Source organism: Sphingomonas sp. (genome assembly GCF_025362505.1).
In the GTDB taxonomy this organism is placed as follows: Bacteria; Pseudomonadota; Alphaproteobacteria; order Sphingomonadales; family Sphingomonadaceae; genus Sphingomicrobium.
Genome location: NZ_JANYGG010000135.1, coordinates 13,743 through 38,495 on the forward strand (window position 1 = coordinate 13,743; position 24,753 = coordinate 38,495).

At 60.8% G+C, this 24,753-nt stretch carries 22 protein-coding genes; 10 read left to right on the forward strand and 12 right to left on the reverse strand.

Features of this window, described 5'->3' with window-relative positions:
* Positions 1-2: 2 nt before the first annotated feature.
* Genes Q0R27_RS12690 through Q0R27_RS12700 form a run of 3 tightly spaced genes read right to left on the reverse strand, consistent with a single transcriptional unit; the run spans position 3 to position 2,194 of the window.
* Complete coding sequence (locus tag Q0R27_RS12690; RefSeq protein ID WP_366080354.1) at positions 3-641, reverse strand: DsbA family protein; 639 nt, start codon at positions 639-641, stop codon at positions 3-5.
* Positions 641-1,498, reverse strand: coding sequence for a TauD/TfdA family dioxygenase (locus Q0R27_RS12695; protein WP_293945408.1), 858 nt, complete (start codon positions 1,496-1,498; stop codon positions 641-643). The genes Q0R27_RS12690 and Q0R27_RS12695 overlap by 1 nt, the downstream gene beginning before the upstream one ends.
* A 9-nt stretch (positions 1,499-1,507) precedes the next feature.
* A complete protein-coding gene (locus Q0R27_RS12700; RefSeq protein ID WP_293945410.1) occupies positions 1,508-2,194 on the reverse strand; it encodes an isochorismatase family cysteine hydrolase in 687 nt (228 codons plus the stop codon).
* A 92-nt stretch (positions 2,195-2,286) separates the two neighbouring features.
* Here Q0R27_RS12700 and Q0R27_RS12705 point away from each other — a divergent pair, with 92 nt between their 5' ends.
* Together Q0R27_RS12705 and Q0R27_RS12710 are read left to right on the forward strand one after the other, a co-directional pair.
* Positions 2,287-3,021, forward strand: coding sequence for a glutathione S-transferase family protein (locus Q0R27_RS12705; protein WP_293945412.1), 735 nt, complete (start codon positions 2,287-2,289; stop codon positions 3,019-3,021).
* Complete coding sequence (locus Q0R27_RS12710) at positions 3,018-3,704, forward strand: glutathione S-transferase N-terminal domain-containing protein (protein ID WP_293945413.1); 687 nt, start codon at positions 3,018-3,020, stop codon at positions 3,702-3,704. Before Q0R27_RS12705 ends, Q0R27_RS12710 begins: the two co-directional genes overlap by 4 nt.
* A gap of 129 nt (positions 3,705-3,833) precedes the next feature.
* Here Q0R27_RS12710 and Q0R27_RS12715 read toward each other — a convergent pair whose 3' ends face one another.
* From Q0R27_RS12715 to Q0R27_RS12730, 4 genes are read right to left on the reverse strand one after another with little or no spacing between them, the layout of a single operon-like run.
* A complete protein-coding gene (locus Q0R27_RS12715; protein ID WP_293945415.1) occupies positions 3,834-6,383 on the reverse strand; it encodes a TonB-dependent receptor in 2,550 nt (849 codons plus the stop codon).
* A 25-nt stretch (positions 6,384-6,408) separates the two neighbouring features.
* Positions 6,409-6,807, reverse strand: a complete 399-nt coding sequence (locus Q0R27_RS12720) for a nuclear transport factor 2 family protein (RefSeq protein WP_293945417.1) — start codon at positions 6,805-6,807, stop codon at positions 6,409-6,411.
* Positions 6,807-7,241: a nuclear transport factor 2 family protein gene (locus Q0R27_RS12725; protein WP_293945419.1), complete on the reverse strand. Its 435-nt coding sequence runs from the start codon at positions 7,239-7,241 to the stop codon at positions 6,807-6,809. Before Q0R27_RS12725 ends, Q0R27_RS12720 begins: the two co-directional genes overlap by 1 nt.
* Entirely contained in the window at positions 7,241-8,017 is a 777-nt protein-coding gene (locus tag Q0R27_RS12730; RefSeq protein WP_293945421.1) for an aspartate/glutamate racemase family protein, read from the reverse strand. The genes Q0R27_RS12725 and Q0R27_RS12730 overlap by 1 nt, the downstream gene beginning before the upstream one ends.
* Positions 8,018-8,077: 60 nt before the next feature.
* Here Q0R27_RS12730 and Q0R27_RS12735 point away from each other — a divergent pair, with 60 nt between their 5' ends.
* From Q0R27_RS12735 to Q0R27_RS12755, 5 genes are read left to right on the forward strand one after another with little or no spacing between them, the layout of a single operon-like run.
* A complete protein-coding gene (locus tag Q0R27_RS12735) occupies positions 8,078-8,752 on the forward strand; it encodes a GntR family transcriptional regulator (RefSeq protein ID WP_293945424.1) in 675 nt (224 codons plus the stop codon).
* A gap of 41 nt (positions 8,753-8,793) precedes the next feature.
* Complete coding sequence (locus tag Q0R27_RS12740) at positions 8,794-9,702, forward strand: hydroxymethylglutaryl-CoA lyase (RefSeq protein WP_293945426.1); 909 nt, start codon at positions 8,794-8,796, stop codon at positions 9,700-9,702.
* A gap of 15 nt (positions 9,703-9,717) precedes the next feature.
* Positions 9,718-11,766 (forward strand): hydantoinase/oxoprolinase family protein, encoded by a 2,049-nt coding sequence (locus Q0R27_RS12745; protein ID WP_293945428.1) that lies wholly within the window; start codon positions 9,718-9,720, stop codon positions 11,764-11,766.
* A gap of 13 nt (positions 11,767-11,779) precedes the next feature.
* On the forward strand, positions 11,780-13,654 hold the full coding sequence (locus Q0R27_RS12750) for a hydantoinase B/oxoprolinase family protein (RefSeq protein WP_293945430.1): 1,875 nt from the start codon (positions 11,780-11,782) through the stop codon (positions 13,652-13,654).
* Between the two features lie 5 nt (positions 13,655-13,659).
* Complete coding sequence (locus Q0R27_RS12755) at positions 13,660-14,850, forward strand: CoA transferase (RefSeq protein WP_293945433.1); 1,191 nt, start codon at positions 13,660-13,662, stop codon at positions 14,848-14,850.
* A gap of 261 nt (positions 14,851-15,111) precedes the next feature.
* Here Q0R27_RS12755 and Q0R27_RS12760 read toward each other — a convergent pair whose 3' ends face one another.
* The 4 genes from Q0R27_RS12760 to Q0R27_RS12775 all read right to left on the reverse strand — a co-directional run bounded on the left by Q0R27_RS12760 (position 15,112) and on the right by Q0R27_RS12775 (position 18,374).
* A complete protein-coding gene (locus tag Q0R27_RS12760) occupies positions 15,112-15,945 on the reverse strand; it encodes a hypothetical protein (RefSeq protein WP_293945435.1) in 834 nt (277 codons plus the stop codon).
* Positions 15,942-17,315: a HAMP domain-containing sensor histidine kinase gene (locus tag Q0R27_RS12765; protein ID WP_293945437.1), complete on the reverse strand. Its 1,374-nt coding sequence runs from the start codon at positions 17,313-17,315 to the stop codon at positions 15,942-15,944. Before Q0R27_RS12765 ends, Q0R27_RS12760 begins: the two co-directional genes overlap by 4 nt.
* Complete coding sequence (locus tag Q0R27_RS12770) at positions 17,308-17,985, reverse strand: response regulator transcription factor (RefSeq protein WP_293945439.1); 678 nt, start codon at positions 17,983-17,985, stop codon at positions 17,308-17,310. The genes Q0R27_RS12765 and Q0R27_RS12770 overlap by 8 nt, the downstream gene beginning before the upstream one ends.
* A 92-nt stretch (positions 17,986-18,077) precedes the next feature.
* A complete protein-coding gene (locus Q0R27_RS12775; protein ID WP_293945441.1) occupies positions 18,078-18,374 on the reverse strand; it encodes a PepSY domain-containing protein in 297 nt (98 codons plus the stop codon).
* A 258-nt stretch (positions 18,375-18,632) separates the two neighbouring features.
* Between Q0R27_RS12775 and Q0R27_RS12780 the strand changes: the two genes are divergently transcribed.
* Positions 18,633-20,012 (forward strand): NAD-dependent succinate-semialdehyde dehydrogenase, encoded by a 1,380-nt coding sequence (locus Q0R27_RS12780; RefSeq protein WP_293945444.1) that lies wholly within the window; start codon positions 18,633-18,635, stop codon positions 20,010-20,012.
* 10 nt (positions 20,013-20,022) lie between these two features.
* Here Q0R27_RS12780 and Q0R27_RS12785 read toward each other — a convergent pair whose 3' ends face one another.
* The gene (locus Q0R27_RS12785) at positions 20,023-21,024 is read right to left on the reverse strand and encodes a hypothetical protein (protein ID WP_293945446.1); all 1,002 of its coding nucleotides are present in this window, start codon (positions 21,022-21,024) and stop codon (positions 20,023-20,025) included.
* 392 nt (positions 21,025-21,416) lie between these two features.
* On the opposite strand from Q0R27_RS12785, the gene Q0R27_RS12790 reads away from it, so the two are divergent.
* Both Q0R27_RS12790 and Q0R27_RS12795 read left to right on the forward strand, forming a co-directional pair.
* Positions 21,417-23,531 (forward strand): malate synthase G, encoded by a 2,115-nt coding sequence (locus Q0R27_RS12790; protein WP_293945448.1) that lies wholly within the window; start codon positions 21,417-21,419, stop codon positions 23,529-23,531.
* Positions 23,532-23,755: 224 nt separating this feature from the next.
* Complete coding sequence (locus tag Q0R27_RS12795) at positions 23,756-24,748, forward strand: sulfate ABC transporter substrate-binding protein (RefSeq protein WP_366080360.1); 993 nt, start codon at positions 23,756-23,758, stop codon at positions 24,746-24,748.
* Positions 24,749-24,753 lie beyond the last annotated feature (5 nt).

Sequence of the window (24,753 nt, forward strand, 5' to 3'; positions counted from 1 at the left end):
CCCTAGCGGGGGCGCTCAACCGACATGGGCAAATTTGAAACGCGCGCCATTTCGCCGCGATCGAACAGGCCCGGATCTGCAAGATAGGCGCGCGCCATCGGCATAGCGTCTAGGCCCCAGAACAATTCGTGCCCGACAGCCAAAGTCGGAACACCATAGACACCCGCTGCGACGGCAGCCTCGGTGTTCGTGCGCAGTCGGTCCTTGACCGCTGGATCCTGCACGGCGTCCATCGGAACATCGAGCGCAGAGGCAAGCGCGGCGGCGGTTTCGGCCGACTCCGGATCGCGGCCCTCGACCCAAACCAGCCGGAACGCTGCGGCTGCATCCGCTACGGTCAGGTCCTTGGCGCTGAGCAGCCGGAGCAAGGTTAGCGGGTTGAACGGATGAGCGGGCGGCGCACGAAACGCCAAGCCCCGCTCATCGGCGAGCCATTGCACCATGCGGTATGTCTGCGTGCGCTTGGCCGGGATTTCGGCCGGGCCCAAATGTCCGAAGGCCTTGAGCAAGCCCGCGAAAAGGACTGGCCGAAACATGATATCATGCTGCGCCGAGAGTGCCGTGATTTCTGGGATGACAAGCGCAGCAAAAGGCGAAATGACATCGAAATACCAGACGATTGGCATTTCTGAGCTTGCCATCAGAACGGCACCGCGCGGTCAGGCTGGGGCAAAATGGTCGTCCGATACATCAATCGCTCAAACTCCCCGTCAAAGTCGTCGCGTCGGTGCATGGTGCAGGCGTTGTCCCACATCAGCGCGTCGCTGACATTCCAATCGTGGCGGTAGACGAACTCATCGCGGCAGGTCCACGCAAACAGCTCATCGAGCACGGACCGGCTTTCGTCATCGGGCAATCCGCTGATCTTGATCGTCATGCCCGGGCAGACATAGAGCGCGCGCCGCCCGCTATAGGGATGCGTGCGCACCAGTGGATGCGCTATATCGGGCGTAATGTTGGTCTGTTTGGTATTGGTCGTGGTCGAGTACATCTGGTTGAAGGCGACATACGATTGGATCGCATTACGCCCATCGACCACATCCTTGAGATGACGCGGAAGCCGCGCGTAAGCGGTGGTCATATCGGCAAAATGAGTGCTGCCACCTGTAGGCGGGATCTTGATTGAAAAGAGTAGCGAGCCGACGGCAGGTTTAGGCAGATAGATTTGGTCAAAATGCCAACCAACTTCGCCATCGGCGAGTGCGCCGGTCGGCTTGCCGTCTTCGCGGATGTTGGTGATCTGCAGAAGCTCGGGGTGCGTCTTGTTGAGCCACTCCTCGCGGAGGTGGATCTCGAGCGGCCCGACCAACCGGCTGAACTCGATCAGATCCTCTTTCTCGATATCCTGCTCCCGAAACAGCAGGACCTCGTAGCGCAGCCATAGTGCCCTGATTTCATGAAAGACATCCGGAGCCATTTGACCGGATAGAGTGACACCCAGCACTTCGGCGCCAAAGGTATCGGTCAGCGGCCTGACCTCGAGTGACTTCGCTACCATTTAGGGCCCCTACGCTGCCACGCCAAGCTTGGTGAACTGTTCGATTTCCGCGATGATTTCATCAGTAGTCGCAACCCGACCCCACAGCCGCCTGAACGTATCCTCGAACGCGAGCTGCATGCGGTCGCTGCAGGTGCCCGAGGCATCCGAAGCAACAACAACCCCGAAGCCGCGATCGGTTGCCTCCATCCCGGTCATGCCAACGCAATTGTTGGTCGAGACGCCGGTGACGATGATCTCGCTGATCCCTTTTGAGGTCAGATGCGCGCCAAGCCCGGTCGAGGCAAATCCGCCCATCGTTACCTTGTTGAACACTGGCTCTCCGGGCAGCGGCTTCAGCGGATCGACGATCTCATGCTCACGCGTGCCCGCATGATTGTTGGTCGCTTCGAAGAGCGGCCGCATGTGGCGCGGGGCATCGCTGTAGTCGCTGCGCTCACAGCCCACCGTCAGATGGACAATGTGGGTACCGGATGCACGGAACGCCGCCAGCAGTTTACCGATATTGGGAATGAGCAGCGTGTCGATCCGGTCAAAGCGATAGTCCGCGCTTTCCAGCTGGCATTGATCGCTCAGCAGCTTGCCCAGGCCATGAAATCTGCTGCCGCTCGCGTATTGCATGTCGACAACCACAAGTGCGCTCGTTCGCGTGTTGAGTACGACGGGGGCAGTAAAGCCTTCAAAATAGTTTGACATGGGCAGAGCCTCGTAATGGTCTGGACCTTTCCTAACACGAGGTTGACAAGGCGCACAATAGGAACAAGCATGCCGCTGAGAGGAGTTTTGGCATGAAGCTGTTCTATTCCCCCTTCCACACTTTCGTGCACAAGGTTCTGGTGACCGCGCACGAGTGCGGCCACTGGGACCACATGGAACGCATCGCAACGTTCCCGTTCAAGAACAACCAGGGTGAGGATTGCGGCGACAGCTACGACATCAGCCAGCTGAATCCGCTCGACAAAGTGCCCACTTTGGTAACCGACGACGGCCAGTCCGTTTTTGGCAGCCAGGCCATCTGCGAATATCTCGACAGCACCGCGCGTACCGGCAAAATATACCCCGAGCCGGGTCCCAAACGGTGGGACGCCCTATGCCGGTTGTCGTTGTGCGATTCGATCTTCGAAAGCACCGTCCAGATGGTGATGGAGCAATGGAAGCCGCGCGATCAATGGAACATGGGCCTGTTTGAATGGCTGTGGCCCAAATTTACGGCCGGACTCGATTCTTTGGAACGCGACGCAAAGCGCGGCTGGGACAGCTTCGATGTCGGACATGCGGCCATGCTGCACGCGATCAGCTATCTAGGCTTTCGCGCCGAGTTTTACGAGGCGAAGGACCCGATCCATCCCAATTTCAACTGGCGAGATGGGCGCCCTGCTCTCTCTGCGTGGTATGATGAAGCATTGCAGCGGCCCTCGGTCCAGCGGCACTACAATCAACCGTTCGAAGGCGATGACAGTGCCGCAGCCTGTCAGGCTGCTGTGCGCGCTTGCCTCGACCTTCGCGCAACGAATGGGGCATGATCGACCTTTATTACTGGCCCACGCCAAACGGGCATAAAGTGTCTGTCGCGCTTGAGGAGATGGAACTCGCCTATGCGGTGAAGCCCGTCAACATCCTCTCTGGTGAGCAACACACGGCTGATTTCCAGGCCATCAGTCCGAACACCCGCATCCCCGCCATCGTCGACCACGAAGGCCCTGGCGGCGGCCCGTACGCAGTTTTCGAATCGGGCGCGATTCTGATGTACCTTGCCGAAAAGTCTGGCCGTTTCTGGCCTGCCGAACTGGCCCAGCGATCCAACATCGTCCAATGGCTGTTCTTTCAATGCGCCAACATCGGCCCCATGTTTGGGCAATGCGGACATTTCAGGGGCTATGCACCCGAACGGATCGACTATGGGATAAACCGCTATTGCGGTGAAACTGTCAGGCTTTATGGCCTCATGAATGAAGTGTTGGGCACGCGCGACTTTCTCGCCGGCGCGAATTACTCGATTGCCGACATGGCGACCTACCCGTGGTGCGCGCCCATCGTTCGCGACCTCCACGCGATCGACATCAATGACTTTCCCAATGTAAAACGCTGGGCCGGCGCCATTGAGAGTCGGCCAGCCGTCCAGCGCGGCATGGCATTGATGAGCGATGTGATGAAGATTGGCGATCCCGACGATGCCACGCGGGAAGCGCTATTCGGCAAACAGTAGTTCCGCATCAACAGGCTCTGGGCCGGCGAACCTAAAACAAGGTCGGCCTGGTGGGCTGTTAGTCGCGGCACCCCCAATGAAAACGGGCGAGGCTAACGACCTCGCCCGTATCCATGTTCATCAGGGCGCTCAGAACTTGAAGCCAACCTCCACGCCATAATAGGCGCGTGCACCCGGCGAGATGAAGTCACCGCCGAATTCAGGCGCCGGAATAACTTCGGCCAGATAGTTCTTGTTCAACACGTTGTTGCCGAACGCCGCAATACTCCAGTTGTGGGCGCTCACCGCAGCCCGCAAATTTAAGACACCATAGGCGCTACGCCGGGAGTTCTTGAAGTTCCCCGGAACTGCGCCACCGAAAAACAGGTTCGGCACGTTGTTGTCTTGCACCGTATGAAAGAACGTCGGGCCAGTGATGCGGTAATCAGCCCGCAGCGCTAGATTGAACGCATCGGCAAGCGGGACATCAACCTGCGATCCCAGATTGATGGTGTAATCGGCCGTATAAGGTGATTTGTTTCCGACCGTGTAGGGACGTACGCTGTTCTTCTTGATCTTGCTCTCGGTCACATTTGCCGAGCCAAATACTGTCCATCCCTTGATCACGCGCGCACTCAGCGAGGCTTCACCGCCGTAGAGCTCGACCTTATCGATATTGGAAACAACCCGCAGCAGTCCGAACGGACCCACGAAGAACTCGAAGAACTGCATGTCCTTTACCGTGGTATAATAACCGGCCAGTTCATAAGTGATGCGGTTGTTGGCGAAGCCGCCTTTAATACCAACCTCGAAGGCGCTGCTGGTTTCCTTCTTGTACTGGTCGGTGATTGCCAGCCCGGCGTTTATCGGAACAGGCGCGAACAGCGCTGTGCCATTGTTGAAGAAGCCATCGATAATGGCCTTGCTACCGCCCGCGTTGAACCCGCCTGACTTGAAGCCGATCCCCCAGTTGGCGAACAGCGTCGTCGAAGGGCCAGGCTTGTAGGTCAGGGTCACCTTGGGCTCGATCTGCTGGAAGGTTGCCGACCGCGCCGCAAGGACGCCGCTTGGATTGTAGGCCGGATCGAGACCGGGGTTCAGGTAGTAGTTCGCTGGTGTGCTGATCGTACCGTTGGGGAAGCCGGTAAGCGGATTGCCAACCCAGCGGGTTCGTGCGGCCGCTGGAATATTGTTTCCGACCTTGCGCTCTTCAACATCATAGCGGAGCGCGAAGCCGGCCTTTAGCGTGTCGGAAACCTTGTAGTCGAGCGCACCGAAGGCCGCGTAGACGTTGGTTTTAAAGGTGTCGTCGGCCAATCCTTCCGTCGGATTGCGCGGATCATTCGTATAGCATTCCCTGATTACGCCCTGCCCCGTGTCGAGCCCGAGATTAACGCAAACCCGGCGGTTGATGTGGAGCAGATAGCCACCGAGTTGCCAGGTCAACGGACCATCGGACTTCGATGCGAGACGAAGCTCAGCGCTGATGTCTTCCTGGTTACGGCGCTGATACTGGGTGCCATCGCAAGTGCTCGGGCCATAAGGCTGCGATCCGCGGAACGGGCCGATCGTCTGGAACGGTTCCTGAACCACTATGCCGGCCGTTGCGGCCGCGGTTGCGGTACAGTGCGGCTCGTTTCCAAAGAAGCCGAACGCCCCGCTGGTGCCATCGGCGTAAAAATCATTCTCGATCTTACTGTAGGAAACATAGCCCGTCAGCTTGCCGAAACCGACATCGGAATCAAACCGGCCTGAGGCTTCGAACGTCTTTTGATAGTTGTTCGGCACGATGTTGGAATCAAACCTGAAGATATGGTCGTTGACGTTGATGTTGGAATCGATCGTCTTGCTGATCGAAAACAGCCCCGGGATCTGAAAAACACCGTTGAAAGCGATCGCGCCGGCCTTGACCTCGCCATAGCGCGCCTTGAGATCGATTTCGGTCGAGCCTCCGATTTTTGCGATCAAGCGACCGTTGATGTCGAACTTTCGGTAGTTGTCAACCGAAGCGGCGCGGGTCGAGTTGCCCGGATAAGTTGCGGTGTTGACAGCAGTGGGCAAAAACGTGTTGCGATAGAACCCGTCCGACTTGCCATAGTCGCCGGAAATAACAAAACCGAGTGAATCTCCGATCGGACCGCTGACCAGGCCCGAAGCCGAGTAGGTTTTATTGTTGCCGTACGACGCCTTGCCTTCCATCTGCAGGTGGTCACCCGGCTTGCGGGTGGTAATGACGATCGCGCCAGCCGAGGCGTTGCGCCCATAAATGGCACCTTGCGGACCCTTCAAAACTTCGATTTGCTTCAGAGTACCTTGATTCTGGTTGAGCGCCGAGGTGTTGGTTTTAAGAATGCCGTCAACCACCAGAGCGACGTTGTTTTCGGCATCGCGCGCGCCATTCAGACCTCGAATATTGATTTGGGTGTCGCCAGATTCAGCAGTGCCGGTCACAATGCTCACACCTGGGGTGAGTTTGACGAAATCGCTGGCTGTCTTCACCCCGGTCTGCTCAAGCGTCGCTGCGGTGAACACGGTCACCGATGCAGGAACATCCTGAAGCTTTTCGTTCTGGCGGCGTGCCGTAACAATGATTTCTCCAGGAGAAGCCCCTACTTCCTCCGCATTTTGAGCAAGCGCCGGACTGGCCGCACAGCTGATGCATGCGATTGAACTCAGCAAGACGAATTTTGCAGTGCGCATTTTTGAACTCCCCGATTTTATTATATTAAACTAGAACGTTGGCTCCACTGAAATACACATAGACTTCCTGGAATTTTCCATCGCGGAAACGCCAGAAATTTGTGTTGTAAAACCGTGTTATCCCCCCGTCATGACCTGTCAGAACTGCCTCGAACGATGCAGTCACGCGACCGTTTTTTTCATCCACCGTGCATGCGAAGTCCTTGTGGACGATGGCTGCATAAGATCCGGTGAAATCTTCCAGCATGCGTCTTATCGACGCCTTGCCGGCGTGGCGAGTGAACGCGGTCTGGACGCAAAACAGCGCTTCATCGTTGAAGCATGCAATCGCCGCGTCGATGTTCTTCGCATCGACATTGCCGAAGTATTTGATTGTCGCGATATCGATCAACTCGTCGCGGCTGAGCGTTGGCTCATACTGCATCAGGCTTCTCCTTCCTTCAGCAAATTGTCGCCGCTCATATAAACATAAACGCGGTGAAACTTATCGCCTTTGAGATAAAAGCGGTTGCAGTTTTCATAGCGAAGCTCGGTGCTGCTATTGGGCGTAATAAGCACGGTAAACTGCGAGCAGACCGAATTCGACTGCGGATCGGCGGTGTGCACAAAATTACCGTGCCAGATTTCGGCAAAATCAGAGAACAGCCGCGCAAACATCGCACGGACGCCGGCATCGCGTCCGGCGTGCACGGTGTTCGAGGTCACTTCAGTTAGCAAGGCATCTTCAGTGAAGCAGGCCAGCACCTGCTCCATGTCCTTATTGTCGACGCCATCGAAATAGCGCTTGGTGACGATGTCGATGTAATAGGGATAGGGCAGGGATGTCTGCCCCGCTCCGGCTTCGGTCCAGTCCGACATCAAGCGCTTCCTTTGCGAATGCCCGCATCATTGCCAACCTCTGGGAAGGGGAAGGCTTTCTTGCTGTGCGAAAGGCCAAGTTGAACGAGGAGTTCGGCCTGCTTGTAGGCAATCAACCCCGGATTGATGACCGGGATAGGCAGGTTATCAGCAAGCCAGCGCGCCGATTGATGCATCGTCGTCGAGCCGAGCACGATCACATCGGCACCATCTTCCGCAATAGCTGCTTCTGCCTCGGCCTTCAGCTTTGCAAAGATAACCTCTTCCTTGCCGGCCAGCAGTTCGGCGACATCGGGGCGCGTCTTGATCGACCTGAGCGATGCGCAGCGCGGCCAGAAGCCATATTCCGTCAGCGTCTTTTCATAGAGCGGGAACCATTCATCCCACATGGTGAGGACGCAAAACTTCTTGCCCAGCGTCATGGCCATGTGAAACGCGCATTCACCGGGCCCGAGCACAGGGATCGACAGCCGCGAGCGTAGCGCCCGCAAACCGGAATCGCTCACCGTATCGATCACGACCGCAGAATAACCCTCGTTCTCAGCATCGATGCCGGCCTGGAAAACTGTCCAGTCCATGAGCAGCATGTTATGATAGGAATCACCAAAGGCCGCGCCCCATTCCACCGCGACGAATTCAGGCTTGAAGCCCGGGGCGATCAAATTGACCGGTAGCTGGCTGGCGCGATTCGCAACGCCCGTTGCATCCATCGGAATTGGAACGATAACCTTGATGCGTTTTTCTACCACTGGCTTTTCATCTACAGCTAATTGCAATGGACCGAGCTTAGGCTTAATGTATACAAAGCTATCCGGTCAAGCTCATGGAAAAAAAGAATGTCGCGCGCATCCGATCGAGCATATTCAATGATCAGGAACAAGATCCTTTCCGGTGAACTTCGATCGGGAGCAAAGATCGGCGAGGAGGCCCTTGCGGAGCAGTGCGGTGTTTCGCGCACCCCGGTTCGCGAAGCGCTGGGTCGGCTCGAAGCGGAATATCTGATCCGTCGCAGCGAAACACAGCGCAGTTTCGTGGCTGACTGGTCGCTGGACGATGTCGAGGAAGCGTTCGAATTGCGCGGCATGCTGGAGAGCCGAGCCGCACGCCGAGCTGCCAAACGCATCAACCAAAGTCAGATTGAGCGGATGAAAGTGCACAATCACGCTTTGCAGAAAGCAGTCGAACGCGACATTCCTGATACGCGGGTTTTCCTCGATCACAACCAGCAGTTCCACACCATCATTCTTGAGGCGTCGGCATCTCAACGCCTGACCAACGCGCTGGCCAAGCTCATCGAACAACCGGTTATCTGGCGAACTGTTCAGAATTTTACAGCCGGGGACTTGCAACGATCGTATCGTGAGCATGAGGAGCTGTTGGCTGCCTTCGAGCAGCATGATCCGACCTGGGCCGAGGCTGTCATGACCTCCCACATCCGCAGGGCATTCCACACTTATGCAAACGCCCACATGAACCAGCGGATTGTCGATAGCTCGCAAGCCGCTGAGTGACGGGGCCTTGATTTTGTATCCAAAACTGCGATGTTTATGAAATGGCTGTTCCATCCATTGCATTTGTCGAAGTGGGTCCGCGCGACGGCCTTCAAAACGAGCGCGAAACGATTGCCACTGGCGACAAGATCAAACTGATCGAACGGGCCATCGCCGCCGGAGCCAAGCGGATCGAGGTCACCAGCTTTGTCAACCCGAAGCGCGTCCCGCAAATGGCTGACGCCGAAGCCGTTTGCGCAGCGTTGCCGGACCGCGCCGATGTCACCTTTGTCGGGCTGGTGATGAATGCCAGGGGCGCCGAGCGCGCTATCGCAACAGGCCGGATTGACCAGCTGGGCGCCGTCGCGGTGGCAACCGACCGATTTGCCATCGCGAACCAGGGCCAGACCAGCGACGGATCAGTCGAGGCGGCCAGGACGATCATCGCCATGGCCCGCGCCGCAGGGCTGACCGGTCAGGCCACCATCGCCGCCGCGTTCGGGTGTCCTTTCGAAGGCGAGGTTGGCGAGGCGCGTGTCGTTGCCATGGCGCGGCGGCTGGCCGAAGCCGGACCAGTCGAAATCGCGCTGGCCGACACCATCGGCGTGGGAAATCCCGCGCATGTCGCACGGCTTGTCGCGCGTGTACGCGAGGCGATCGATCCGCTGCCGGTGCGGGTTCATTTTCACAACACCCGCAATACCGGGCTTGCCAATGTATGGGCAGCGGTGGAGGCCGGCGCGAGCGTCGTTGATGGTTCGCTCGGTGGGCTTGGCGGCTGCCCCTTTGCACCCGGCGCGGCGGGCAATGTGCCGAGTGAAGATGTGATCTACATGCTCGAACGGGCCGGGATCGGCACGGGAATGGATCTGGAACAGCTGATTGCCGGGAGCATATGGCTTTCGGCAGTAATCGGGCGAAAACTGCCGGGGATGGTAGCGCAGGCACCGCGCTTCCCGCAGGCCGCATAATCGAAGGGGACGTAAATGGGTTACCGTTTGGGCGTTGATGTCGGGGGCACGTTCACCGATCTGCTGTTGTTCAATGAAGCAACTGGCGCATTCTGGCGTCACAAGACGCCTTCGACACCGCATGACAGTTCGGAAGGCGTTCTGACCGGGGTGGAGGCGATTTGCGTCGCGGCGAACGTAGATCCTAAGGAAATTGGGTATTTCCTCCATGGTACCACGGTTGCCACCAATGCCATGCTCGAAGGGAAAGGGGCACGCGTCGGCCTCATAACCACCGAAGGCTATCGTCATATCCTGCAGATCGCTCGCTCCTACGTTCCTGGCGGATTGGCAGCGTGGATCATCTGGCCCAAACCCACGCCGCTTGCAGCGCTTGAAGACACGGTCACGGTGGGCGGGCGCATTGATGCTGCGGGCACAGAAGTCCGGCCGCTGGACGAAGCGAGCGTGAAAGCGGCACTGACCAAGCTCAAGAACCAGGGAGTTGAGGCGATCACGGTTTCGCTCGTGAATGCCTATGTTAACGGAGACCAGGAAAAGCGCATCGGTGCCATGGCGCGCGAAATGATGCAGGATATCCCGGTGTCGCTCAGCCACGAGGTCCTGCCCGAGATGCAGGAGTATGAGCGCACACTGACAACCGTCGCCAATGCCGCCGTCCGTCCGGTGGTCGGCCGCTACGTGTCGAGTCTCCGCGAAAAGCTGGCCAAGTCCGGGATGAACGGGAAACTGTCGTTGTTGCGCTCAGACGGCGGCCTGATGTCGGCGCAAAAGGCCGAGGAACACCCGGTCAACATCCTGATGTCGGGCCCGGCCGGGGGCGTTACTGGAGCGCTCTGGGTGGGCAAGAATTCGGGCCTGAACAACATTCTGACCTTGGATGTCGGCGGCACTTCAACTGACGTGGCGCTGATTGAAAATCTTGAACCGCGCCGCGTCCGGACAACTGACGTCGGCCATTTGTCGGTCCGCGCCTCCTCGCTCGATGTGAAAACCGTGGGTGCCGGCGGGGGCTCGATTGCCTATGTCCCCGAACTTACCAAGGCTTTGCGGGTTGGTCCGCAGTCTGCCGGTGCCGTTCCGGGGCCAGTTGCTTATGGCAAGGGCGGCACTTTGCCGACGGTGACCGACGCCAATGTGGTGCTCGGCTATCTGCCCGAAAACTTGCTGGGCGGAAGCTTCAAGCTCGACCGCGAGGGGGCCAAAGTCGCCGTTCAGACAATCGCGGACGCGCTTGGCATCGATTTGATGGCGGCGGCGCGCGGCATCATCGATATCGTCAACGAGAACATGTTTGGCGCACTCCGAATGATCTCCGTGCAGCAGGGCTATGATCCGCGCCACTTCGCGTTGATGGGCTTTGGCGGTGCGGGCCCGTTGCATGTCAACGCGGTTGCAAGACTGATGAGCAGCTGGCCTGCGGTTTCGCCGGTCTCTCCCGGCGTGCTGTGCGCGTTGGGTGACGCGACAACGCGGATGCGGACCGAGACTGCGCGTTCGTTCTCACGGCTAGCGATCACGACCGACGCCGATGAACTGATTGCCATCCTCAAGGAGATGGCCGCACAAACCCGCGCTGAACTGCGCTCGGACGGATTGGCTGACAGCACGATCGAAAGCGAGTTCGAGATTGACGTTCGCTATGTGGGTCAGGCCTTTGAAGTGCCGCTGATGATTACCATTGCGGCACTCGAAAGCGACGGTGTCGCCGGAATCCTGCGCAGATTTGACGAGGAGCACTTGCGCCTGTTCACGTTCAACATGGACACGCCGCACGAAATTGTGAACTTGCGCGCGGTGGCCCTGGGGCAATCGCTCGACCTTCCGGCCGCAGAACTGGCCAAAGGCAATGGCGATCCTTCGGGCGCCAAGATGCGCGATCACACGTTGTGGATGGACGGCAAGGAACAGGCGGCGGTGATCTATGATCGCTCCAGATTGCTCCAAGGAGATATCATCCCCGGGCCTGCCATCGTTATCGAAATGGACTCTACAACCCTGATTGAAACCGGATGCATCGCAGTAGTCGATCGCGTCGGTAACATCCTGATCAACCCGGCTTGAGGAGGCAAGGACAATGCCAGCAACCATTATCCAGACCAACGCCGTCCCGTTCCAAAAGACAGCGATTGATCCCGTTACTCTCGACATCATCGAAAATGCGCTGCGCAATGCGCGCAACGAAATGGACGCAACCTTGAAGCGAACCGCCATGTCGCCCGGCATCCGCGAGCAAGGCGATGCCTTCCCGTTGATCGCAGATCACGCAGGCAAGATGATTGTGGGCCAATTCGGCAGCTTCATCGGCGGTTTCCTCGAAAGCTACGAGGGGACCTTGGAAGAAGGCGACATGATCTTGCTTTCGGATCCGTATAGCTGTGCAGGCGCCGTCAGCCATTCGAACGACTGGCTGGTGCTTTTGCCGGTGTTCAAGAACGGCCGTATCCTCGGCTACACCGCCATGTTCGGCCACCAGGCGGACATCGGCGGCAAAGTTGTCGGCTCCATGCCCGTCGATTCTCGCTCAATCTTTGAAGAGGGTGTTCGAATTCCGCCGGTGAAGATCTGGAAGAAGGGCGAATACAATGAGGATCTGATAAAGCTGGTCATGCACCAGACGCGCAAACCCGATTGGTGCCAGGCCGATCTCAATGCCTTGATCGCCTCATGCCGCGTGGCCGCGCGCCGCGTCATCGAAATGGCCGAGCGGTTTGGTGATGATGTCTACATTTCTGCGACCGAGGAATTGCTCGCCCGCAACCATCGCGCGATGAAGCACCTGATCGCCAACGCGATCGGCGAGGCACCAGTCACGTTTGAAGACTATATTTGCGACGACGGCATGGGCGCTGGCCCGTTCAAGATCAAATGCACGATGTGGCGCGAGGGCGAACGCGTGGTACTCGATTTTGCCGGGACCGACCCTCAAAGCCAGTATTCGATCAACTTCCTGCTCAACGAGAACATGTTCCGCATGTTTTTCGGCATCTACATGATCATGGTTTTCGACCCGCAGATCCTGTTCAATGACGGCTTCTATGATCTGATTGATGTTCGTATTCCGGAAGGATCGCTCCTGAAGCCGGTCTTTCCGGCCGCGCTTTCCGGGCGCACGCACGCACTGGGCCGCATTTTTGACGTTCTCGGCGGTTTGCTTGGCCAAAAGACTCCGGAATTCCTAAATGCTGCTGGGTTTTCGTCGAGCCCGCACCTGTTTTATTCAGGGCATGATGCCAAGGGGAAATGGTTCCAGCTCTTTCAAATCGGGTTTGGCGGCATACCCGGACGTCCAATGGGCGATGGCCCTGATGGACACTCGCTGTGGCCGGGCTTTACCAACGTGCCCAACGAGTTCCTCGAACGCTATTTCCCGCTCCTGATCGAGAACTATGAAACGGTGCCGGACAGCGGTGGTGCCGGGCTCCATCGCGGCGGCAACGGCATTCACATGACCTATCGCTTCCTGGCCGCAGGCACGATCTCGGCGCATGATGACCGCTGGTTTGTGCCTCCATGGGGGGTCAATGGCGGCGAGCCGGGCCGCCGTGCGCGCAAGATCATTGAGAAGCCGGACGGCACGCAGGTCAACATTGGCAACAAGGTTGATGCCTATCCCGTCGAAGCCAACGATTTGCTCCATTTCATCACCTGGGGCGGCGGCGGCTGGGGCGATCCGCTTGAACGCGCGCCCGAATTGGTCGGTAAGGAGATTGCGCAGGGTCTAGTGACTTCCGCTGGTGCCCGCTCTTATGGTGTTGTCGCCAATGACAATGGCGCCGTCGATATGGCAGCTACCGAAACGCTCCGTGCAAAGATGCGCACCGAGCGCTCGCCCCTCGCTGTGTTCAACTATGGCCCTGACATCGAAACGCTGCGCGCGAATTGCGAGGCCGAAACCGGGCTCCCGGCCCCTGTGCAGCCCGTCTGGCAAACGCTGCAAGCGGCAGACTAGCCCTCATGGAGAATCAGGGCGCACTTAAGGATATCCGCGTCGTCGAACTGGGCCAGTTGCTCGCGGGACCATTTTGCGGCCAGCTGCTGGGAGACATGGGCGCCGAAGTGATCAAGGTCGAACCGCCTGGCGAGGGCGATCCGATGCGTGTTTGGGGCCTTGGCGATGACAAGGTGAATTGGGAGGTCATCTCCCGCAATAAAAAGTCGGTCTCGGCCAACTTGCGTGTTCCTGAAGGGCAAGAGCTTGTCCGCAAGCTGATCGCCACGGCCGATGTCTTGGTCGAAAACTTCAAACCCGGCACGCTTGAAAAATGGGGTCTTGGTCCCGAAGCGTTGCACGCGATCAATCCGGGCCTGATTATTGCGCGCATGTCGGGCTATGGTCAGACAGGCCCTTATTCCGATCGCGCCGGCTTTGGCGGGATCGGGGAAGCTATGGGCGGTTGGCGCTATATCGTGGGCGAACCCGATCGCCCGCCAAGCCGGATGGGCATTTCGATCGGCGACACGTTGACAGCGACTTATGGCTGCATGGGCGTGCTTGCCGCGCTCCATGCGCGTACCGCGACCGGCGAAGGCCAGGTGATTGACACCGCGCTTTACGAGGCGGTGCTGCAAGTCATGGAAAGCGTCATCTCCGAATATGACCACTCGGGAATCATCCGCGAACGATCCGGCTCGTTCCTGCCCGGCATCGCACCGTCGAACGTCTATCGGTGCAGCGATGGGGACTTCATGATCGGCGCAAACAAGGACGCCATTTTTGCGCGCCTTGCACAGGCCATGGGCAAAGCAGAACTGGCGACCGACCCCCGTTATTCGTCCCACGTCGCGAGGGGCGAGAACCAGATCGAACTCGATGAACTGATCAATGCTTGGACCTGGCACCACACCGTTGCCGAGGTCGATGCCTTGATGATCGCGCATTCGGTGCCCGCAGGAAAAGTATACCGCGCGCCTGAGATGCTCCAAGATCCGCATTTCCAAGCCCGCCAAGCCATCATCGACGTGGAGACCGAACGGTTTGGCAAGCTCAAAATGCAGAATGTAGTGCCCCGTTTTTCCGCGACACCAAGCAGTGTGCGCACACCCGCGCCGTCCTGCGTTGGCCAGCACAATGCCGAAGTCTATGGCAATCTCTTGGGCATGTCGGATCAACAGCGCAATGATCTTGCCCAACGAGGGGTCATTTGATGGGCAGCGACTACGACGCGTTGGCTGCAAATTACACGGGTGCTTTTGACGGTCACATTGCTTTCGGCCAAAACCTGCGCTCGTGATCGTCGATGTGGTCATAAATAGACACGAATCGCCGAACAGCGGCGTAGACTTCCACGGCGAACATCCCCTCTGCTCCCCAAAAAGGAGCAGCCTATCCACTGGCCGGATTTTACTCCGCCTCGCTCAGCACCACGCAGGCGTTCCAGTGGCCTGCTTTGTCACCGCCCTGCACAATCATGCCGCCACTTCGCTTGAAGGATGAAGTCCCGCGCGCTGCGGGAGTACCAGGATAAGCGCGAGGATCACGGCGGCGAGCGCCATTGATGCCACCGGACGGCTGAACTCGAGCCCGCCCTTGGTGACCGGCTTGTCGATGAAGTCTCCCACGGTGGCGCCGAGCGGACGGGTCAGGATGAATGCCGCCCAGAACAGGATGACCCGGTTGATGCTGGTCGCATAGTAGACCAGCGTCAGCACGGTGAGCATCGCGCCGAAAATCAGCGCCCCGCCTGAATAGCCTGGTCCGGCGTCGGCCACCCAGTCACCGAGCGCGGTGCCGAGGGTCTGCGAGAAGGTGATCGTGATCCAGTAAAACGCTTCGGCGCTGGGGGTGACGACGGTGTCAACGTTGACCGTTCCGAGCGTGCGATGCCAGACGAACAGCGAGGCAATCACGCAGGAAAACAGCAACAGCGATCCACCGGAATAGCCGATGCCGAGCGAGCGGTCGGCGAAGTCAGCGAGCGTCGTTCCAGCTGTGGTCGAGGCGACAATCGTCGCCCAGTAGAGCAAGGGATGAAAGCGCTTGGCATTCATCTGCGCCCACACCAGCACGACGAGGCAGGTCGCGAACAGCAGGGTGCCGACGACATAACCCAGATTATCAGGCGAGATCGGCGGCGCAGTGCCGAACAGGCTGGTCCACAGCGCGACTAGATTGTTCTTCCACGTCATACTGACGGTGTCGCCTGCGGTTTCGCCAAGTGTGGTGGCGAGAATCTTCACGATCCAGAAACCCAGCGTCACCGCCGGGACCTTGCTCGCATCGATGGTTTGGTCGTTCGTCACTGTTCCACCTCAATCTTGGGATGGTGCATCGAGCGCACCGGGAATTCCATGGTTGCGCTGAGACCGGGATCCGCGTCGCGAAGGACCAGTTGCCCGCCATGCAGCCGGGTAACTGCGCGAACCAAATTGAGCCCGAGGCCGTGACCCTCAGTAGTGCGACTGCGATCGAGCCGGGTGAAACGCTCGACGATCCGTGCGCGATCCGCCTTCGCCACCCCCGGGCCATTATCGACTATCTGGAGGCAGATCCACGCGCCGGACGAAACCAGCGTGAGGCGGATCAGGGTGCCGGTCGGAGTGTGGCGTTGCGCGTTCTCGATGAGGTTGATCGCCGCTTGGGCAATCAGATCACGATCCCCGTCCATGATAAGCGCCGGCTCGACCGACCATAGTAAGGTACGCCCGCCTTCCGCGACCGACGGGAAATAACTGTCGGCCAGCTCGGTGATCATCGCGCTGATGTCGAACAGAGCAAAAAACTTGCGCGTCTCGCCGCTCTCGACCTCGGCGATCCGCAAGATTGCGCCGAACAGGGACAGCAGTTCGTCGACCCGGCGAATGCCATCTTCGATCACCGGCCCAGCAGACGCACCGGCACCAGCAAGTCCCTCCTCGAGACCATTGCGGAGCCGGGCAAGCGGGGTGCGCAGGTCATGTGCAACGTCACTCGAAACCTGACGCAGATTGTCGAGGAGCCCCTCAATCCGGTCGAGCATGCGGTTGAGCGTCTTGGCGAGCTCGTCGAATTCGTCCTGTCGCAGGCTGACCGGCATTCGCCTGCGAACATCGCCCGCGATAATCGCTTCTGCGCCACCGCTGATTGCCTGGAGGCGTCGGCGAAGATAGGCCCCCAACAATAGCGCGCTGGCCAAGCCTGACAGGCAAACGGCGAGAAAGCCGGCGGCGAATACGGTGATTACGGTCTGGTCAGCACGTTCGATCGATTCGCGGTCGGCGGCGACGACCAGCCGCTCGCGTGGCGACAAGTCGATTGCCAACCCTCTCGCCGCGTCGGCGCCTCCGCGCGGGTCGATAAAGCCGATGTCGCGCAGTCCGAGCGCCGGACGTGCTGTGTCCAGCGACCCCAGCAATCGGCGCCCATCAGCAGCAAACACCGCGTAGAGCAAACGGGTCGGCGAGCGAGAAGCCTCCCGCTGCGCGATCGCGTCGGCCAGCTCGGTGCCACCGTCATTGTGATATTCGCCGACGAGCGTCCGCGCTTCGTCGGTTACGGTGGCGTCGAGCTGACGCGTGAAGTCGAGGTGCATCGTCTCGAAAATTACGAGGCCAAGCAGTGCGACGCCCAACGCGAGGATTGCGGTATAGGCGAACCCAATTCGGTAGGCCGCGCTGCTCTTGCGACTAGTCATTGCCGCGCATCCGGTAGCCGGCACCGCGCACCGTTTCGATCAGGTCGTTCTTGCTGCCCTCGTTGAGCTTCGCGCGCAAGCGGCTGATATGCGTATCGACGATGTTAGTCTGGGGGTCGAAATGATAACCCCATACGCGCTCAAGCAGCATCGTGCGTGTGACGACCCGGTCGCCGCCGCGGAGCAATTCTTCCAGCAGGCGAAACTCGCGTGGCTGAAGCGGGATGACCTTACCCTCGCGGCGCACCTCGCGCTTCAACAGGTCGAGCGAGATCGAGCCATGCTCAAGCCGGGTCGGTTCGGGATTGGCCGGTGGCCGCCGATGCAAGGCGTTCAGGCGTGCGGCGAGCTCGGAAAAGGCGAACGGCTTGACCAGATAATCGTCGGCGCCCGCGTCGAGACCCTCGACCCGATCCTCGATCCGGCCGAGCGCGGTCAGCAGAAGCACCGGCGCGTGGATGTTCGCCGCACGGAGGCGACGCAGCACGGCCAGACCGTCGAGACCTGGCAGCAGGCGATCGAGGATCAGCACGTCAAACGGCTCTGTCACGGCGAAATGGAGCGCATCGGGCCCATTATCCGCGCGCAGCACCGCGTGGCCGAGTTCCTCGAGCCCGCGCGTGATGAAACCGGCCGTTTCGAGGTCGTCTTCGGCAAGCAGGATCTGCATCGAATCTCCGCGGCGCGGTCAAGCCGCCCATAAGAGCATGAACGTGCCACCGGCGGAAGCGCAAGGCACCTCCGCCGACGGCGTTACAGTGTCTAGTCGTGGTCGACCTTGCCCTCGGACTTGTTCTCGACCACGCGGCCGGTCTGGCCGTCGATGCCGATCTCCTGGACATGGCCTTTCTGCTGGATATCGAACGAATAGCGCCAACCGTGCTCATTCTCATATTCGCTTGAAATAAGCTTTCCCGGCGCAAGATGCAGCGCCTTGGCGCGCGCTGCGGCCATGGTAATCCTTGGCTTGGGGGCGGAACTCGTAGCGGCGACCGCTGCACCGGCGAAAACGAGCGTGCCGGCGAGCAATGTCGCCGAGATGCGTGCGAAACGGGTCATTTTCTCTCCTGGATATGGACGAAATGTCCAATCCCACAGCTTGTCGCATAATGCGGGTTCGCCCTTTGTGACGCGCGCATTGAAAAGCCCCAATGTTCCCGAATGGCAGAGACAAGATTGTACGGTTCCTGTCACACTCCGTTGATCGCGGACGGCACATTTCACGACGGCTCCCGCTTTTCGTCGCTTTCTTGGGCACCGGAACGCCGGGTGGCATGAAACGTTGGCCCACCAACCTCAGCAGCAGCGGATGACCCCATGTTCAAAAGCATCAATCCCGCGACCGGTGACGAGATCGGCACCTACCCCGAACTCACTTCCGAGGAGCTCGAGGGGAAGGTCGCGCGCGCCGCCTCGCGTTTCGCCAGCTGGCGTTTCAGCCCGGTGCCTGAGCGGACCCAGCTGCTCGAGAAGATCGCCGAAATCTTCGATACGCGGCTTGAGCCAATGGCGCGGATGGCGAGCGCGGAGATGGGCAAGACGCTCGTCTCGGCTCGTGCCGAGGTTCAGAAATGCGCCGCCGCCTTTCGCTATTATGCTCAAAACGGTGAGGCTTTCCTCAAGCCGCGGCCGATCGCCGGGGCGAAGGGCGAGGTCCATTTGCTCCCGCTCGGCGTCATCCTGGCGGTGATGCCGTGGAACTTCCCCTACTGGCAAGCAGTCCGCTTCCTCGCTCCGACGATCCTTGCCGGAAATGTCGGGCTGTTGAAGCACGCCAGCATCGTTCAGGGGGTCGCCGGGATGATCGAGGAGGCGGTGATCGCCGCTGGCGCGCCCGACGGGCTGTTCCAGAATTTGGCGATCAAGTCGGGCAATGTCGCGGCGCTGATCGCCGACGAGCGGGTGGCGGCGGTAACGCTGACCGGGAGCGAAGGCGCGGGCCGCTCGGTCGCCGTGGCGGCGGGTGGCGCGCTCAAGAAAGCGGTGCTCGAGCTCGGCGGGTCGGACCCATTCATCGTCATGCCGTCGGCCGACCTCGATCTCGCCGTCAAGGCCGCCGTCACCGCGCGGATCCAGAATAGCGGCCAGTCCTGCGTCTGCGCCAAACGGATGATCGTCCACGCCGATGTGTATGACGCCTTCGCCGAGCGGTTCATCGCCGGCATGCTGGCTGCGAAGGCAGGCGATCCGATGGACCCGGCGAGCGACATGGGTCCGCTGTCGAGTTTCGAGCAAATGGACACCGTGCTCGGCCAACTCGAGGAGGCGAAGGCGGCGGGAGCGACCCTGATCGGTGGCGAGGCTCTGCCGGGCAAGGGCGCTTATATCGGCGGCGGCGTGCTGACCGGCGTGCCGCTCGACAGCAAGCTCGCCCATGAGGAGATTTTCGGGCCGATTGCGATGCTGTTCAAGGTGGCGGATATCGACGAGGCGATCCGGCTCGCCAACGCGATTCCGTTCGGTCTTGGGTCTTCGGTATGGACCCGCGAACCTGCCGAGGAAGCGCGGTTCATCGTAGGAATCGAGGCTGGTATGACCGCGGTCAACCAGATGCTCGCCTCCGCTCCCGAGGCTCCGTTCGGCGGGATCAAGCGCTCAGGCCACGGCCGCGAATTGGGGCAGTGGGGGCTTCATGAGTTCATGAACGTGAAAACGGTCCTCCGCTCGGGGACAAGCGGAGGACCGGATAGGTCTTGAAGCCAAGCGGTTAGTTGGCGGTGAATGCCGGGCGGAGCGCTGGGTCGTCGCGGCCGAACATCAGCCCGCCCGGCGCCGGATTGGCCCAGGTCGACACGTTCGGCTTCGGCGTTTCGGATCGGGCCGTCTTGGCCGACGGCGGGATGAAGTGGCCGTTGCGCTCCATCTGGTCGAGCGCGGTGGCCCGCTTCAGCCGCTTGCGCAGCGACAGCGACGGATTGTCCTCGCTCGGGCCCGCATAGGCAGCCTGGATGCGTGGACTCCGGTCGCTGGCGTCGAATGCGGCGGGAAGCGTCGTCGTGGCAACCACTGCCGGAGCCGGGGTAAAGCGCGGCTCGGGGGCGATCACTTGCTCGGCCATGATCAGCTCGGCGACTGGCTCGTCGGCGGGGACATAGGACCCATCGGCGAATTGCTCCTCGTCACGGCGGCGACGCCGGCGGCTGAGCGCGAAGCCCGCACCGGCGAGTGCCAGCGCCGCGGCGCCCGCGCCAAAGATCGGCAGCGTCTGGTCGGTCGGCGCGGTCGTGGTGGTGGTCTCGGCGACCGGAGCTGAATTGGTCGGTGCAATCGGGGTCGAGGTCATGTCTGTCACGGGCAAAGCCGATTGAGCCGGAACGATTGGCACCGGAACCGGGGCGGGAGCGGCAGCCTTTGCGGCGATCGGCGAAGCGGTCCTGGCTGTGGTCCGAGCGGCAACCGGTGCGGCCTTGCTGACCGTGCGCATCGTGGTCGTTGCTACGGTTCTGGTCACGACTTTCCTGGGCGTAGGCTTGGTCGTCGTGGTGGGCGTGGTAGCGGCGAGCGGATCGGCGGCGATGGGCGCCGGAGCAGTGATTACGGGCGCAACCGAGGTCGGGGCTGCGCTTATCGGAGCGGGATCGGCGGCGATGGGTGACGGGCTTGCCGTGGCCGGATCGGCGGTCTGGGCAAGCAGCGAAGTGGACGAAAGGGCGAGGACAGCGGCAATCGCGGTCAGGCCGGGGCGAACGATGCTGGGTTTGCAGGTCATGTCAAAAGCAACCGTTCCGCGACCGATTCGGGTACAGCGTTTCCGGCCAAGCGGGTCGGCCGAGGGACGAGTTGAGCATATTTGCACATCCAGGGAGCAAGGCTGCGACTCAAGCCAGACTAACGTAACGAAGCGTATCGCAAACAGCGTGAATTTGACGGATTAGACGCCAAAACTATGCAGTTTTTCTCGCTTTGCTCTCTGTAACTGCATTCAATCGCTGCGGTCGCACTGCTTGGATAAATGGTTCGATCCCGCTTAGCGCCACCACGTCCCCGGCGACTTCTTCGGCGGTGATATTCGACGAAAGTCTGGTGCGGCGGGGCTGGACCGCCAGCGCGCGTCCGGGCATTGCGCCGCCCTAATTGGATCCCGTTTAGAAGGGCGTGCGCATGACTGAGCTTATCGACAAGGCTGGCCTCCGGGTCGCGGCGGAACTGGCGCAGTTCATTGACGAGCAGGCATTACCCGGGACGGGGCTCGATCCCGACCGCTTCTGGACCGGCATGGCGTCGATCTTCGCTCGTTTCGCGCCCGAGAACGGCGAACTGCTGGCTATCCGCAATACGATTCAGGCGAAGATCGACGCGTGGCACTTGGCGCGCCCCGGACAGCCGATCGACCAGACCGAATACCAGCCGTTCCTGCGCGAAATCGGCTATCTCGTTCCCGAGCCCGCGCCGTTTGCGGTGACGACGACCAACGTCGATGACGAGATCGCGCGGATGGCGGGTCCGCAACTGGTCGTGCCGGTGCTCAACGCGCGGTTCGTGCTCAACGCCGCCAACGCCCGCTGGGGGAGCCTCTACGATGCGCTCTACGGCACCGACGCGCTGCCCGGCACGGCGGTGGGGAAGTGCTACGACCCCGCGCGGGGCGCGCAAGTCATCGACTGGGCCAAGGCCTTCCTCGACGAAGCGGTGCCACTGGCGAGCGGGTCGTGGACCAGCTGGACCGGCAGCGCGCCCGCACTCGCCGATCCGGCGCAGCTGGTGGGCCGCGCCGGGGACAACCTCCTCCTGCGTCACAACGGGCTGCACATTGAGATCGTCATCGACAAGGGTCACCCGATCGGCCGCGACGACCCCGCCGGGATTGCCGACGTCATCCTCGAATCCGCGCTGACGACGATCGTCGACCTCGAGGATTCGATCGCCGCGGTCGACGCCGAGGACAAGGTCGCGGCCTATGCCAACTGGCTGGGTTTGATGAACGGCACCCTCGAAGCGCGATTCGACAAGGGCGGACGCACCATGACCCGCGCGCTCGAGCCCGATCGCCGCTTCTCCGCACCCGACGGCGGGGAGCTGATCCTTCCCGGTCGCAGCCTGCTGTTCGTCCGCAACGTCGGCCACCTGATGACCACCCCGGCGGTCCGCCTCGCCGACGGCAGCGAGGTCCCCGAGGGGATCCTCGACGCGATCGTCACCAGCCTGATCGCGATCCACGATCTCGATGGCAGTGCGCGCTTCCGCAACAGCCGGGCGGGATCGGTCTACATCGTCAAGCCCAAGATGCACGGCCCCGACGAGGCGGCGTTCACGAACCGTCTGTTCGACGCGGTCGAGGATCTGCTCGGGCTGGAGCGCCACACGGTCAAGGTTGGGGTGATGGACGAGGAGCGCCGCACCTCGGCGAACCTCGCCGCCTGCATCGCTGCGGTGAAGGATCGCATCGTCTTCATCAACACCGGTTTCCTCGATCGCACTGGCGACGAGATGCACACGTCGATGCGGGCCGGTCCGATGATCCGCAAGGGCGAGATGAAGAACTCGGCGTGGATCAAGGCATATGAGGACCGCAACGTCCAGATCGGGCTCGCCTGCGGCCTGTCGGGCAAGGCGCAGATCGGCAAGGGGATGTGGGCCGCGCCCGACCGCATGGCCGACATGCTCGAGCAGAAGGTTGCCCACCCGCTGACCGGCGCCAACACCGCCTGGGTGCCGAGCCCGACCGCGGCGACGCTCCACGCGACGCACTATCACCGGGTCGACGTGTTCGCGCGCCAGGCGGAGCGCCGGGCCGAGCCGGTCGCGCCGCTCGACGCGCTCCTCGATGTGCCAGTCGCGCTCGGGCGCAACTGGGCGCCGGACGAGGTGCGCGAGGAGCTCGACAATAATGCCCAGGGGATCCTCGGCTATGTCGTCCGCTGGATCGACCAGGGGGTTGGCTGCTCGAAGGTGCCCGACATCCACGACATCGGCCTGATGGAGGACCGCGCGACACTGCGTATTTCGTCGCAGCACATGGCCAACTGGCTGCTCCACGGCGTCGCCACTCCGACCGAGGCCGATGCGGCGTTCGAGCGGATGGCGGCCAAGGTCGATGGGCAGAACGAGGGCGACCCGCTGTACCGCCCGATGGCCGGGAACGAAGCGACCAGCCTGGCCTTCCAGGCGGCCCGCGCGCTGGTGTTCGAGGGGGTCGACCAACCGAATGGCTATACTGAGCCGCTGCTTCACACCTATCGGGCGCGGGTGAAGGCGGCGGGGGCTAATCCGCAATAGCGCGGAAAGATCGCGCCGCGATCACCTAGAAAACGACGGTTCACGGCAAGATTCTTTCAATCCGGCGACACGTTGCGGCTGCTTGTCTGCTCTTATAAGCTCGGCTCTTGCCAAAGTTAGCGGTTGCAGCATGGATACCGCCGCGACGCTTGGGGCCATACGAATCGTTCGTTTGAGGCCAGGGAAAAGGGCATTTAAGGTTGACCAGGTGGTGGAGCGCGGTTTTGGCCGCGGCATTGATGGTGACCGGCTGCGGCGGCAGCGGTGGCGGCGCTGACGGCTCGGTCAAGCTGCTCAACGTCAGCTATGATCCGACGCGCGAGCTGTACAAGGATATCAACCGCGCCTTCGCCGCTTCGTGGAAGAGAGATCACGGCCAGGACGTCACGTTCGAGATGAGCCACGGTGGGTCGGGCAAGCAATCGCGTGCGGTGATCGACGGGCTTGGTGCCGATGTCGTGACGCTGGCGCTGGCTGGCGATATAGATGCGATCGCGGCGAAATCGGGCAAGCTTCCCGTCGGATGGCAGGCGCGGCTGCCCCACAATAGCGCACCCTACACCTCGACCATCGTATTCCTCGTGCGCAAGGGCAATCCCAAGCGCATCCGCGACTGGGGCGACCTGGTGAAGCCGGGCGTCGAGGTCATCACCCCCAATCCCAAATCGTCGGGTGGCGCGCGCTGGAACGTGCTCGCCGCACTGGCGTGGGGCCGGGCAACGCTCGGATCCGACGCTAAGGCCGAAGCCTATCTCGGCGACCTCTTCTCCCATGTGCCGGTGCTCGACAGCGGCGCGCGCGGCGCGACCACGACCTTCGTCGAGCGCGGCATCGGCGACGTGCTGATCGGCTGGGAAAATGAGGCGATGCTGGCGCGTGACAAGCTCGGCGCCGACAAGGTCGAGATGATTATGCCCTCGGTCTCTGTCCTCGCTGAGCCGCCGGTGGCGGTGATCGACGCGAATGCGAAGAAACACGGCACGTTCGACGTCGCCACCGCCTTTCTCAAATTCCTTTACACCCCGGCCGCGCAGGAAATGATCGCCAAGAATCACTACCGTCCGCGCGATGCCGCCGTCGCTGCGCGCCACGCCGCCGACTTCCCGCAGGTCAGGCTGGCGACGATTGGCGACTTTGGCGGCTGGGCGACAGCGCAGAAACGTTATTTCGCCGACGACGGGCTGTTCGACAAGATCATGGCGAAGCGCGGCCAGTGATCGCG

Excerpts from the sequence above, each read along its gene's own strand:
- Q0R27_RS12690 (WP_366080354.1), bottom strand. The coding sequence starts at position 641 with ATGGCAAGCTCAGAAATGCCAATCGTCTGGTATTTCGATGTCATTTCG.
- Q0R27_RS12715 (WP_293945415.1), bottom strand. The coding sequence starts at position 6,383 with ATGCGCACTGCAAAATTCGTCTTGCTGAGTTCAATCGCATGCATCAGC.
- Q0R27_RS12740 (WP_293945426.1), top strand. The coding sequence starts at position 8,794 with ATGGCTGTTCCATCCATTGCATTTGTCGAAGTGGGTCCGCGCGACGGC.
- Q0R27_RS12755 (WP_293945433.1), top strand. The coding sequence starts at position 13,660 with ATGGAGAATCAGGGCGCACTTAAGGATATCCGCGTCGTCGAACTGGGC.
- Q0R27_RS12720 (WP_293945417.1), bottom strand. The coding sequence starts at position 6,807 with ATGCAGTATGAGCCAACGCTCAGCCGCGACGAGTTGATCGATATCGCG.
- Q0R27_RS12710 (WP_293945413.1), top strand. The coding sequence starts at position 3,018 with ATGATCGACCTTTATTACTGGCCCACGCCAAACGGGCATAAAGTGTCT.
- Q0R27_RS12775 (WP_293945441.1), bottom strand. The coding sequence starts at position 18,374 with ATGACCCGTTTCGCACGCATCTCGGCGACATTGCTCGCCGGCACGCTC.
- Q0R27_RS12770 (WP_293945439.1), bottom strand. The coding sequence starts at position 17,985 with ATGCAGATCCTGCTTGCCGAAGACGACCTCGAAACGGCCGGTTTCATC.
- Q0R27_RS12705 (WP_293945412.1), top strand. The coding sequence starts at position 2,287 with ATGAAGCTGTTCTATTCCCCCTTCCACACTTTCGTGCACAAGGTTCTG.
- Q0R27_RS12735 (WP_293945424.1), top strand. The coding sequence starts at position 8,078 with ATGTCGCGCGCATCCGATCGAGCATATTCAATGATCAGGAACAAGATC.
- Q0R27_RS12725 (WP_293945419.1), bottom strand. The coding sequence starts at position 7,241 with ATGTCGGACTGGACCGAAGCCGGAGCGGGGCAGACATCCCTGCCCTAT.
- Q0R27_RS12765 (WP_293945437.1), bottom strand. The coding sequence starts at position 17,315 with ATGACTAGTCGCAAGAGCAGCGCGGCCTACCGAATTGGGTTCGCCTAT.
- Q0R27_RS12790 (WP_293945448.1), top strand. The coding sequence starts at position 21,417 with ATGACTGAGCTTATCGACAAGGCTGGCCTCCGGGTCGCGGCGGAACTG.
- Q0R27_RS12750 (WP_293945430.1), top strand. The coding sequence starts at position 11,780 with ATGCCAGCAACCATTATCCAGACCAACGCCGTCCCGTTCCAAAAGACA.
- Q0R27_RS12785 (WP_293945446.1), bottom strand. The coding sequence starts at position 21,024 with ATGACCTGCAAACCCAGCATCGTTCGCCCCGGCCTGACCGCGATTGCC.
- Q0R27_RS12745 (WP_293945428.1), top strand. The coding sequence starts at position 9,718 with ATGGGTTACCGTTTGGGCGTTGATGTCGGGGGCACGTTCACCGATCTG.
- Q0R27_RS12695 (WP_293945408.1), bottom strand. The coding sequence starts at position 1,498 with ATGGTAGCGAAGTCACTCGAGGTCAGGCCGCTGACCGATACCTTTGGC.
- Q0R27_RS12780 (WP_293945444.1), top strand. The coding sequence starts at position 18,633 with ATGTTCAAAAGCATCAATCCCGCGACCGGTGACGAGATCGGCACCTAC.
- Q0R27_RS12700 (WP_293945410.1), bottom strand. The coding sequence starts at position 2,194 with ATGTCAAACTATTTTGAAGGCTTTACTGCCCCCGTCGTACTCAACACG.